General features: G+C 64.9%; 7 protein-coding genes. 1 reads left to right on the forward strand and 6 read right to left on the reverse strand.

Annotated features, from left to right (window positions below; translation table 11 throughout):
* Nucleotides 1-12: 12 nt before the first annotated feature.
* The 6 genes from GQY20_RS17715 to GQY20_RS17740 all read right to left on the reverse strand — a co-directional run bounded on the left by GQY20_RS17715 (nucleotide 13) and on the right by GQY20_RS17740 (nucleotide 10,992).
* Nucleotides 13-1,221 carry a M24 family metallopeptidase gene (locus GQY20_RS17715; RefSeq protein ID WP_157218458.1) on the reverse strand — a complete coding sequence of 403 codons (1,209 nt, stop codon included), beginning with the start codon at nucleotides 1,219-1,221 and terminating at the stop codon, nucleotides 13-15.
* Nucleotides 1,218-2,897, reverse strand: coding sequence for a hydantoinase B/oxoprolinase family protein (locus GQY20_RS17720; RefSeq protein ID WP_157218459.1), 1,680 nt, complete (start codon nucleotides 2,895-2,897; stop codon nucleotides 1,218-1,220). The genes GQY20_RS17715 and GQY20_RS17720 overlap by 4 nt, the downstream gene beginning before the upstream one ends.
* Before the next feature lie 11 nt (nucleotides 2,898-2,908).
* The gene (locus GQY20_RS17725; protein ID WP_157218460.1) at nucleotides 2,909-4,966 is read right to left on the reverse strand and encodes a hydantoinase/oxoprolinase family protein; all 2,058 of its coding nucleotides are present in this window, start codon (nucleotides 4,964-4,966) and stop codon (nucleotides 2,909-2,911) included.
* A 100-nt stretch (nucleotides 4,967-5,066) separates the two neighbouring features.
* Nucleotides 5,067-5,903, reverse strand: a complete 837-nt coding sequence (locus tag GQY20_RS17730) for an aspartate/glutamate racemase family protein (RefSeq protein ID WP_157218461.1) — start codon at nucleotides 5,901-5,903, stop codon at nucleotides 5,067-5,069.
* 14 nt (nucleotides 5,904-5,917) lie between these two features.
* Nucleotides 5,918-8,164 (reverse strand): TonB-dependent receptor, encoded by a 2,247-nt coding sequence (locus GQY20_RS17735; protein WP_157218462.1) that lies wholly within the window; start codon nucleotides 8,162-8,164, stop codon nucleotides 5,918-5,920.
* A gap of 134 nt (nucleotides 8,165-8,298) precedes the next feature.
* Nucleotides 8,299-10,992, reverse strand: coding sequence for a LuxR C-terminal-related transcriptional regulator (locus GQY20_RS17740; protein ID WP_157218463.1), 2,694 nt, complete (start codon nucleotides 10,990-10,992; stop codon nucleotides 8,299-8,301).
* Nucleotides 10,993-11,227: 235 nt separating this feature from the next.
* On the opposite strand from GQY20_RS17740, the gene GQY20_RS17745 reads away from it, so the two are divergent.
* Nucleotides 11,228-11,650 (forward strand): Fur family transcriptional regulator, encoded by a 423-nt coding sequence (locus GQY20_RS17745; protein WP_157218464.1) that lies wholly within the window; start codon nucleotides 11,228-11,230, stop codon nucleotides 11,648-11,650.
* The last annotated feature ends 373 nt before the right edge of the window (nucleotides 11,651-12,023 follow it).

Raw genomic sequence — 12,023 nt, forward strand, 5'->3', positions numbered from 1 at the left:
CGTTCGTCTCCCTCAGCGATCGGGATCGGCCGCAAAAGGCCGGTCTATCGAGGATGATGGCTCGGTGAACCAGGCTGCGCCCGTCTCCGTCACGTGGAAATGATCTTCCAGACGCACGCCGAACTGGCCCGGCACGACGATCGTCGGCTCGTTGGAGAAGCACATTCCGGGGGCGAGCGGTGTCCGGTCGCCGCCGACAAGATAGGGCGCCTCGTGAATGCAGAGCCCGATGCCATGGCCCGTGCGATGTGGCATGCCCGGCAGGCAATAGCCGGGGCCGAGACCATGGCGATCGAGCACAGCGCGGGCGGCGGCGTCGATCGCCTCGCAGGCGACGCCGGGCGCGACTGCATCGAAGGCGGCCTGCTGCGCCTCGCGCTCCATCTCCCATATCCGCCGCTGCGCGGCGCTGGGCGTGCCGAACACGTAGCTGCGGGTGATATCGGAATTATAGCCTTCGACGGTGCAGCCCGTGTCGATCAGCACCATGTCGCCTTCCGCCAGGACGTCGTCCTGCGGGAGGCCGTGCGGCACCGTCGTCGAAAGGCCGAACTGGACGATGCAGAAGCTGCTGCCGCTCGCGCCGATCGCCCGGTGGGCGCTGTCGATAAACGCGCGCACGGTGCTGGCCCTGATCCCGGGCGCCAATATCCGGGCTGCCCGGCGCTGGACTTCCAGCGTCATCTGCTTGGCCTGCCGGAGCAGCGCCAGTTCCTCCGGCGACTTGCGCGCGCGGCAGCCGTCGATGATCCCGGTCGCATCGAGGATCGATGCGGACGGCGCGGCGCGGTGCAGCCGCTCGGCCATGCCGAAGGGCAAGGCGGGATCAATCGCGACGCGCGTACAGCCTTGTTCCCGCAGAATCCCGGCGATGAGCGCGGACGGACTTTCATGCTCGTCCCAGCAGCGCAGATCGATGGCGATGCCGGGATCGACGACGGCCAGCAGCGACTCCGCCTCGAAGGCGGGGCAGATGATGAAGGGGTGCCCCTTCGGCGTCAGCACCATCGCCACCAGCCGTTCGATCATGCCCCAGCCGATGCCGGTGAAATAGACGAGGCTGGTTCCCGCCGCGACGATGAGCGCATCGGCCCCGGCTTGGACCATCCCCTCGCGCGCCTTGTCGATCCGGGCGAGCCGTTCGGCTGCGGCGATCGGCCTCGCGCCGGCGAAGGGCCGAATTTCGGAGAGCTCGCGTTCCGCGGTCGATCCGCCGATCATAGCCCGGCTGCCCCATAGCCATAATGGTCGCGCGCCTGCGCCGGGGTAACGTAGCCGTCGCGCAGATCGGCCAGCAGTTTCTCCCGGTCCCGCCGCATCGGATCGCCGTAGCCGCCGCCGGTGGCGCTCACCAGCCGGAAGACCTCGCCTTTCACGGCGCGCGCGCCGGTGACCATGGAATAGGTTTCAACGCTACCGTCGCCGCGCAATATCTCGGCGCGGTTGCGTGAGCCTTCCCTGCCGCCGTTCATGCCCCAGGGGCGCGATACGGTGCGTGTCGCCGAATAAGTAAGGAACGCCTCGTCTATCGTCACGCGATAATCGATCACCACCCCCTTGCCGCCGCGATATTCCCCGGCGCCGCCATCCTCGTCGTGAAAGGCATAACGATCGATCTCGAAACCGTAGCGGCTTTCGGCGAGCTCGACAGGGATGTTGAACGTCTCGCCATTGGCGGCGCAGAATTGCCCGCTGTCGCCGTCCCGGTCGAGCCCCGCGCCCCAGCCGCCGACCAGCGGCTCGCCCATCACGAACAGCTCGCCGCTATCCGGCAGCAGGCCGGAGATGAAGGTGGCGCCGACCGTGCGCTGATGGCCGACCGGCAGCTTGTGCGGCATCAGCGGCGCCAGCGCCTTCCACATCACCTCGATCGCGGCGAGCAGCGATTCATAATAGATGGAAACCGGCGCGGGGCTCTTCGCCGACAGGATCGTGCCGGGCGGGCAGATGATCTCCAGCGCGCGGAAACAGCCGCCATTGGCTGGAATCTCGGTGTTGGTCACCGCTTTGAAGGTGCAGCGCGCGCCGGTGATCAGGCCGGCATAGCTGAGGTTGATCGGGCCGACGGCCTGCGGGCTGGTGCCGGTGAAATCGGCGATCATCTTTTCGTCGGTGATCGTGATCTTCACCTTGACCGCGAATGGCCCATTGCCGTGGCCATCCTCCTCGACGACGTCCTCGGCGACGAACACGCCCTTGGGAAGTTTTCTCAGCTCCTCCTGGGTCATCCGCTCGCCATAGTCGAGCAGGCCGTCCATCGCACCGATCAGCGCCTCCACGCCATATTTCTCGGCCAGCTCGGCGATCCGTTTGCCGCCGACGCGGCAGGCCGCGACGCCGGCATGCATGTCGCCGATCGTGCTGTCGGGCAGGCGGACATTGGCACGGATCATGCCGACCAGCGCCTCGTTGATCCGCCCCTCGTCGAACAGTTTCAGGAAGCGAAAGTGCAGACCCTCCTGGAAGATGTCGGTTGACGCGGTCGTCGCGCTGCCGGGGAAGGTGCCGCCCACCTCGGTCCAGTGCGCCTTGTTGACCGTCCATGCGATCAGGCGGTCCCCGGCGAACACCGGGAACAGGATCACCACGTCGGACAAATGGGTGCCCCCGCCCTCATAGGGCGAATTGGTGAGGAACACGTCGCCCGGCCGGATTCGATCGAGCGGCCAATGCTCCAGCGTGCTCTGCACGGCGGTGTCCAGCGTGGCGAGGAAGCCGGTGACGCCATTGCCCTGCGCCAGCAGGTTGCCATGCGCGTCGGTGGCGCCCACCGCGAAATCCGTCGTCTCGTAGATGATCGGGCTCATCGACGTGCGGATCATCGCGTTGAACATCTCGTCGCCCAGCGCGACGAGCGCGTCTTTGATGATCTCCTGCGTGAACGGATCGTGGGACATGGTCATTCCTTTCAAGCCGCGCCGAGATGGACGTGATAATTGCCGAAGCGATCGATTTCGACGCGCACGCCCGGCGGGATCGGCAGGGTGACGGACGGCTCCTGGATCACCGCCGGACCATCCAGCTGCATGCCGGGCTCCATGCGCAGCCCATCGTGGATCGCCGCGTCATGGATGCCATGCGTGTCGAAATCGACGCGGCGCACGCCGATCCGGGTGTCCTCGACGCGGGCGCCACTGGCCGCACGTTCGGCGAGATCGGGCTTATCGACCGGCAGGGTCGCGACGAGGTGGAAATTGACGAGCTGGACCGGGGCGTCGAGGCGATAGGTGAAGCGCTTCTCATGCGCGTCATGGAAGGCTGCGATCGCATCGGCCACCGGATCCGTGGCGTCGATCGCGATGCGGACTCCGACGGTATGCTCCTGCCCGACATAGCGAAGATCGGCGCGATATTCGAAATCCGGCACCCGATCGCCGGCCTCGTCGGCGAAATCCGTCCGCGCCTGCGCCGCCATCTCGTCGAACACGGCCTTCACCTCGCCCAACCCGTCGGGCTGCAGGGCGGTGAGGCGAGTTCGGATATAGTCGCGGCGCAGATCGGTCAGCAACATGCCCCAGGCGGAGAAGACCGACGAATTGACCGGGATGATCACCTTCGGAACCTTGAGCTCCTCGGCAAGCGCGACAGCATGCATCGCGCCGCCGCCGCCGAACGCCATGAGCGCGAATTCGCGCGGATCGTGGCCTTTGTTGGTGGAGACGAGACGTAGTGCCGTCGTCATGTTTGCATTGGCGATGCGGATCACGCCCCGCGCCAGCTCGGCCTGCGACAGGCCGAGCCGATCGCACAGCGGCGCAAAGGCCGCGTCCACCGCCTGCCAGTCCGGCTCGACCTCGCCACCGACGAAGCTCGCCGGATCGATCCGGCCCAGCACCAGATTGGCGTCGGTGGTCGTCGGCCGGGCGCCGCCGCGGCCATAGGCGGCAGGGCCGGGGCGCGCACCCGCCGATTGCGGCCCGACGTGCAACTTGTCGCCGGCATCGATCCAGGCGATCGATCCGCCGCCATTGCCGATCTCGACGATCTCGGAGACCGGCGTCTGCACGGGGTAACCGGGATTGCGGGCGTCGCGCTCGATATAATAATCGGTCGAGACGCGGATCTGCCCATCCTCGATGAGGGTGCACTTTGCGGTGGTGCCGCCGATGTCCAGCACGATCAGGTTGGTCTCGCCGATCTGCCGTCCGAGATAGGCGGCCGCATAGATGCCGCTGGCCGGGCCGGATTCCACCATCGCGATCGGATTGGCTTTCGCTGCCGCTACGGTGGTGATGCCGCCGTTTGACTGCATCATATAGGGGCTGCCCCGGAACCCGGCGCCGGCCAGCCGGCCTTCGAGCGATTCGATATAGGTCCGCGCGATCGGCGAGACATAGGCGGAGAGCACGACGGTGTTGGTGCGTTCATATTCACGCCATTCTCGGCTCACCTCGTGCGAGGCGAGCACCGCTACCTCTGGCCACAAGGCGCGAATCGCGGCCACCGTGCGCCGCTCATTCTCCGGATTCACATAGGCGTGAAGGAAGGCGATCGCGATCGCCTGGACGCCTTCGGCCCGGAAGAAATCAATGAGGCCGGGCAGCGGCGCGAGATCGACCATCCGGTTGAGCTCGCCGCGGAAATTGGTGCGTTCATCGAGCTCTGCTCGCAGGTAGCGATCGACGAAGGGCCTGGGCTTGCGGAAGTTGAAGTTGAACAGGTCCGGCCGATTGCCCCGTGCGATCTCGAGCACGTCGCGGAAGCCCGAAGTGGTGATCAACGCCGTCTTGACGCCTTTGCGCTCGGTGAGCGCATTGATTACCACGGTCGATCCGTGCGCGAAGAAATCCAGTGAAGCCGGTGACAATTCGGCCTTGGCCATGGCGGTCATCACGCCCTGTTCGAATTCGGGCGGGGTGGTGCCCGCCTTGGCGACCTGGATCGCGCCCGGTCGTCCCGTGGCGGGATCGATCGGATAATAGACCAAGTCGGTGAAGGTGCCACCGACATCGCTTGCTGCTCGCACTGGAAATCCTCCGCTGCCGGCCGTCACGCGGGCCGGCGCTTGTCGTGATCGGACAATCGCATGGTCGTTCACGGCGCCGCGTGCGCGCCCGGTCCGATGATCAATTCCTCGGCACGATCACCCGGTTGGCGATCGGCGGTGGGCCGGCAAAGAGACCGCTTGCCGCCAGCCGCTGCGCATCGGGGGGCGCCATGCTGTGGATGCGGCTCGGCCGCCAGCCGAACTGCACCTTGTTGAGCGCGCCGAATTCGGTGCTTTTGAAGCAGGCATAGACGGCGTCGATGATCGGCACGCCGAACTCCTTCTGGAGTTGCGCATAGAAGCCGAATTCCATCGTGCAGCCGAGGATGATCGCCTCGGCCTTGTCGATCTCGATAGCTAGCCGCACCGCCTCGCGGATAGCTGCTTCGGTTCGCGGCGGATCGCGCTGGAAATCGTCGACGTGCAGGCCGACGGTGCGGAACGAGGCCAGCCGATCATGATAGCCGTAATGGCGGATGCGGTCCTCCATCTGCACCTTCCATTTCTCGACGCCGATGACGACCGAGAAGCGGTTGCACAGGTTGGAGACGATCTGCAGCGCCGACTGGCAGGGACCGCAGACCACCGCATCGCCCGAAAGCTCACGTGCCTCGTCGAGCGCGGTGTCGTAGAAGCAGCCGATCGCATAGCCATCGAAGCCTTCGGTGGCGGCATAATGCGCGATCGCCGTGACCGGGAACCAGATCCGGCTTTCGAAACCCCGCCATTCGAGGTTGGTCAGCTGCGTCGGTTCCGGCAGATCGAGCGAGACGACATGCACCTCGCTGTTCGGAAGCTTCACCCTGGCAATCAGATCCGCGATCGGGCGATCGAAATCGGGAAGGTTGATCGGATTGACCCAGAGGAGCTTCAACGGCGCCGTCGATGGAAGCTCGGATGATTCTATGCTGCCCATGGCATCCTCTCCGTTCAGAAGCTCGTGCGCAGTTCGACGCCATAAGTCCGCGGCTCGGCGGGCTGGACGAAGCCGCCGCTGACGAACTCAGCATTATATTTCTTGTCGGTCAGGTTGCGCACATAGCCGGTGAGCGTCCAGCGGCCGTTCGCCGATTCCACGCCGCCGCGCAGGTTGACGAGCTGGAAGCTCGATCGGGCGGTGGAATTCTCCGGATCCCAATATTGCTTGCCATGATGCTCCACCTCGCCGCGGGCGAACAGGTTCAGCCTGTCGGTGACCGGGAAGCGATATTGAGCGCCCAGCGCGCCGCCGTCGCGCGGGATATAGGGTGCCCAATTGCCGACATCGGCGGGATTGAACGCGAATTTCTTGATCTCGCTATGGGTGTAGCCATAGTTTGCGTAGATATCGAGACCCTTGATCGGGGTGAAGGTCGCCTCGATCTCTCCACCATAGAGATCGACCTTGTCGATATTGACCAATATCTGCGCGCCGACGGCACCGACGAATACGAAGTAGAAGGGATTCTTGTCGCGCGTATAGAAACCCGTGCCGTTGATCCGCAGGCGGCCGCCGAGCAGGCGCGCCTTGAAGCCGCCCTCGGCCGTGGAAGCGCTCTCCTGCCGGACCAGATCGAACACGCCCGGCAGATTGGCCGCGGCGGCGGCGCCGCTTTGATTGTACTGGCCGGAGCGGAAGCCGATGCCATAGTCCGCAAACAGGGTCAGGTCGGGCGAAGCCTTGTAGTTCAACGTGACTTTGGGCTGCCCCTTGTGGAAGTTGGCGATGCGGCCGCAGGCGCTGGTGCTGGCAAGGGTGCAGCCGGTGGGAAGGCCGGCGCTGCTCAGCGGACTGATCATCTGATGGCGGCGATCATGATCGTAGCGATAGGCGAAGGACGCTTCCAGCTTCGGCGTGATGTCGTAGGCGACGTTGCCGTAGAAGGCATAGGCCTGGTTATGGTTGTTGTCCGCAAGGAACGACAATGTCGGGTTGATCGGATTGTCATGATCCGGTTCCCGATGGATTTCGACGATACCGAGCCCGTTGTCGAGGCCCGTCGTTGTCGAGATGAAACGGGTCGTCTTCAGATAATAAGCACCGATCATCCAGCGGAAACGGTTTCCGGCGGGCGAAGCGATACGGAAGTCATTCTGCCACGCCTTGAGATTCTCATATTGTGTCTGGGTGCCGTCGGTGCCGAAGACGTTGCGGCTGGCGGTGTAGGGGAACTGGTCGCCGCCCAGATACTCCTTTACCTGCACCACCGAGAAGACGTTGGTGATGGTGCCCCAGTCCGCCTTGTTCTCGAGCTTCAGCGAGGCCTCCGCGATCGAGCGGGTGTTGCGGCCGCGATTATTGGCGCAGAAATCGCGCGATACGCGGTTCGCATCGGGGGCCGGGCCGCCAAACGGATTGGCGGGATCGAGGAAGCAGGTGCCTGGCGTGAGGTTCGCCGGCTGATAGAGGAACTGATCGCCGATCGCGCTGGTGTGCGTGTAGCTGGCCCGCAGATCGGCCGTCAGCGTGTCGCTTAGGAAGGCCTTGAGCTGACCGCGAACATTGCGGTCATGGACCTTGTCGACGGTCTGGCCGAGATAGATATTGTGTAACAGGCCGCCGAAATTGCGCGCGCTGCCGGACAGGCGGAACAGGAGCTTGTCGCGGACGATCGGCCCGCTGATCGAGACCTCGCCGCGATAATCCTGGCCATTGCCGGCCGAAACCTGCGCGTCGACATGGAAATCGTTGGTTGGCTGCTTGGTAGTGATCAGGATCGCGCCGCCGATGGCGTTGCGTCCGTAGAGCGCGCCCTGCGGACCGCGCAGCACCTCAATCTGCTGGACGTCGAACAGATCGCTGGTGAATTGACGCGAGGTGACCTGCTGGACACCGTCGGTGACGACCGCGATCGGTGCCTCGCCGTTGCGGACCTGCGATATGCCGCGGATCGTCACGAAGGAATTGCCGGCGCTCTGCGACTGCACGATCGAGATGTTCGGGGTGAGGCCGATGAAGTCGCTGACATTCTTGATCCGGGCGTCGTCGAGCGCCTTGGATGAGAAGGCGGTGATCGCGACCGGAGACGTGAGCAGGGCTTCGGTGCGGCCGCGCGCGGTGACGATGATCTCGCCTGCCGCCGGGGCATCGCCCGGCTGCGCACCGTCGGCGGCCTGCGCGAGGGCGGACGGAGCATAGAGCGCAAAGATGAGCCCGGATGTGCCCGACAGGACCCGACGGAGAATTTTCTGCTTCATTTACGCCCCTTTCCCGTTTGCCGGAATGTGGGGACAGAGTCCGTCATCGCAGCGTCGTCGGCAACTCCGCTGGAGAGTAGGCGCGCGGGCCGTGACCGCCGCAGGCCACCCTACCCGACCGGGTAGGTCGCCCGTTACCGCGCGCGGCGGTCCTCATTGAACAGGCTGATTGCGCGGGCGCGCCGGTCCACGCCGAGCTTGACGAAGATATTCTTGAGATGGAATTTCACCGTGTGCTCGGTCATGTCGAGGGCACGGGCGATCTCCTTGTTGGTCAGCCCCTGCGCCAGCTGCTCCATCACCTCGATCTCGCGCGCGCTGAGATGCATGGCATCCTGGGCGGTGCTGCGCGCGGGCGTTGCGCTGGCTTCGGTGATTTCCGACAGGAAGGCGGCCTCCAGCGGGAATTGGCCTTCCTGCCACAAGCGTCGGCGCAGCCGGCCAAGGACGGGGATGAGATCCGGCACGGCCCGGAAAGGCTGGGCAATCCGGTCGTCGACCGCAAGGCCCAGTCCGCGGCGGATATCCTCTTCCGCGCCCTGCTCATCGCCGAGCCGCATGGCGATCGAGGCCCTGAGCAGCAACGCCCGTATCTCATAGGGTCTCGTGCCCAATTGCGCGGCAATGGCGACCAGATCGCTCGCGATCACGCGTGCCTGCTCAGGCGCGCTGCCGAGGTGCCAATGCGCCAGCGCATGTCCGACGTCCTGATAGGGGCGCCAATTCTCGGGCGCGTGCCGCCAGCAGCCGGGTGGATATCGCTGCTCCAGGCGCGCGGCGATTCCCGCATCCCCTTCACCGGTCCACAGGGTGAAGAGAAGGCGCTGGGCGTCCACGATCGCTGCCAGCCGCCTGAAGCCGCGCATGGCGATCAGCCGTTCGCCGTCGGCGATGATGGCTTCCATCGCCGGGCCATCGCCGACCGCCCGGGCCAGCTGGAAGCGGGTGTCGAGGCCGGTGGAATAGACGTCGAACCAGCCATCATAGTCGCAAACATGCCGGAACGCCTGCTCCAGCTCCTCTGCGGGAAGGGATACGGTGCCGGTCGACCAGAAGTGGACGGCGCTCATCAGCAGGTCGGAAATCGCCTTGAGTCCGCTGTCTGCCCCGAAATTTTCGCTCGCCATCGCCTGGGCCTGGGCGAGATAGGCCGAGGCGGTACGCACTTGGCCGCGATAGAGGCTGGCGAGGCCGGCATGGAGATAGCAATAGTTGAGCCCGAGCACCGAGTTGGCGGAACGCATCGCCGCCATCGCCTGCCTCGCCAAGCTTTCCGCCTCCTCGAACCTGCCCACGCAGAGCGCGCCCACCGCGCCTGCGCAGTCGAGCACGCCGCGCGTCAGGCCGTCTGCGTCGGGGAAGGTCGCGCGCAGCTGGTGGAAGGATTCGAGAAAGGGCAGGTCGATGGAATTATCCTCATAGACCCGGATGAGCATTCCGACATTGACCGCGTCCCGCCCGGACTCATCGAGCTCGCGCCAACCGGTGGCGCCGTCCGCCAGTTCGTCGCCGACCAGATCGAACGTCGCACGGGCCTGTTCGAGATGGCCGAGCTTGAGATGCAGATAGGCTTCGGCCAGCAGAAGCCTCGGCCGGCCCAGACGCTCGGCATGGGGAATGAACTCGAGCAGCTGATTGAGCTGCGCCATGCCGCCGAACAGGATGAGGCGCCAGCCCCCCGCTGCCTCCACCAAGGCGCTGCAGCGTTCGAAATCGCCTGCGGCGCGGGCATGGCGAACCGCCTCGGTCAGCAGGCCGGACTGTTCGAACGCTTGCGAGGCGCGCAGGTGCAGTTCGGCGACCATGCCGGGGCGCCGCTGACGCAGCAGGCCCTGCAGATATTCTGCGAACAAATGATGATAGCGGAACCAGATATTGTCGGCGTCGAGTGGCGTGAGCAACGACTGGAGCGGATCGAGCCGCTCGATCATGCGCCAGCTATCGGATCGCTGGCGAACGGAATCGGTGATTTCCGCATTGAATTTTTCGAGTATCGACGTCTCGATCAGGAAATCCACGACATCGTCGGGCAAGGTGCGCAGGACCTGATCGGCCAGGAAGCTGGAGAGATGGCCGCCGCGCGCGGTGAGCCGCGCGAGGGGCAGGGGTTCGCTACCTTGCTGGAGAAGCAGGAGCCGTGCGAGCTGCAGGGCGACCGGCCACCCTTCCGCCTGGGCGAGCAGCTCGGCAAATTCGGGCGGCGCCGGGACGCCCTCGAGCAAAAGACGCGCCTCGCCCTCGGTGAAGCGCATCATGTCGCTCGACACTTCGGCGGCGAGACCGGAGGCAAGCAAGGTCGGCACGTTGATCCGGGGACGCGTCCGACTGCCGAGAACGAGGCGCGTATCCTGTGGGAGAAGCGCGATGACCCGGGTCATCAAGGCGTCGATCTCGGGCGTGGCGGCGCGATGATAGTCGTCGAGGATGATGACAAGCGGCGCGCCACCGTCGGCGATGCCGGCGATCAGCCCGCGCATCGCCGATTCGATCGTGAGCTCGCCCAGCGTCTGATCGGCCTGGGCAAGAAGGCGCGACATGTCGACGCCGGCGGCCGCGACGGAGTGGATCAGCCCGACCAGCAGATTGCGGGGATTCGTGTCGGTATCGTCGAGAGTGAGCCAGGCGACGCAGTGGCCGGTGCGCATCAGGGCGGCCCGCCATTGCGCAAGCATCGTGGACTTGCCGAAGCCCGCAGGCGCCGTTGCGAGGACGAGGCGGACATGCATCACGGCATCGAGCGCGCTGATCAATCGCGGGCGCTCGACGACTGTTGCGGGCTGCCGCGGCACCTCCAGCTTGAGCTGCAGCATGGCATCGGGATCGATCACGGCTGACGGACCACTGAAAGGGGGGATTGCGGATCCCTAACGTGGCCACGGGCGAAGGCCAATGCAACAGCGTTGCGCGAGGGCCGCCTTACGAGGCGCGCGGCGTGTCTTGCGCGCTGCCATGCCCGATGCGCGACCATCTCGCCTCCGACCCGACAGGATGATCGTTCGTCGCAGCGCCCTCGGATCGGCTTGACCTTCCCTTCGCCGCCAATCCTGCCTATGTCACTGGGTGATGAGCTCCAGGATCGACATCGAGGCTCTCTGCGCCACCAAGGGACTGCGTATCACCGAGCAGAGGCGGGTGATCGCACAGGTGCTGTCGGATTCGGGCGACCATCCTGACGTCGAGGCTCTGCATGCGCGCGCTTCGGCCATCGATCCGGGAATTTCGATCGCCACCGTCTATCGCACGGTGCGGCTGTTCGAAGAGGCTGGCATATTGGAGCGACACGAGTTCGGCGACGGCCGCTCGCGCTACGAGCCCGCGCCCGAGGTTCATCACGATCATCTGATCAATGTCGAAACCGGCGAAGTGACCGAGTTCGTGGATCTCGAGCTGGAACAGCTTCAGAAGCGCATTGCAGAGCGGCTGGGCTACCGGCTGGTCGATCACCGTATGGAGCTTTACGGAGTCCGGCTCGATCGCAAGTCCTGAGCGGCACTGTCTTCTCCGGCGCCGTCGGCAGGCGCGCTGCGACTGACATGGCTTTGGATGATTTGAGAGCGGGATGTGACGAGTCAATCGTCATCGCCGCTCCGGAAAAATGATGGTGAAATTCAATTCCATTTCGGCATGCGCTCATCGCTGTTCGTGGTCGTCACCATCATCGCTATATCGTGATCACGATTGTTCCGGATCGATCAATATTTGATGATCGTGGAACAAGTATCACCAGCGACCGCATACGGCGACCTGTTGCTCGGCAAACATTGCCTTCGCGGTCTTTCAGAACCTCCGTTTCCGCGGAAGCGACACTGACGGCCATGCCGCCCCGCGCGCGCGGTGGACATGACGGTGGGCTATAAAT

It is taken from the genome of Flavisphingomonas formosensis (genome assembly GCF_009755815.1).
Lineage (GTDB): Bacteria > Pseudomonadota > Alphaproteobacteria > Sphingomonadales > Sphingomonadaceae > Flavisphingomonas > Flavisphingomonas formosensis.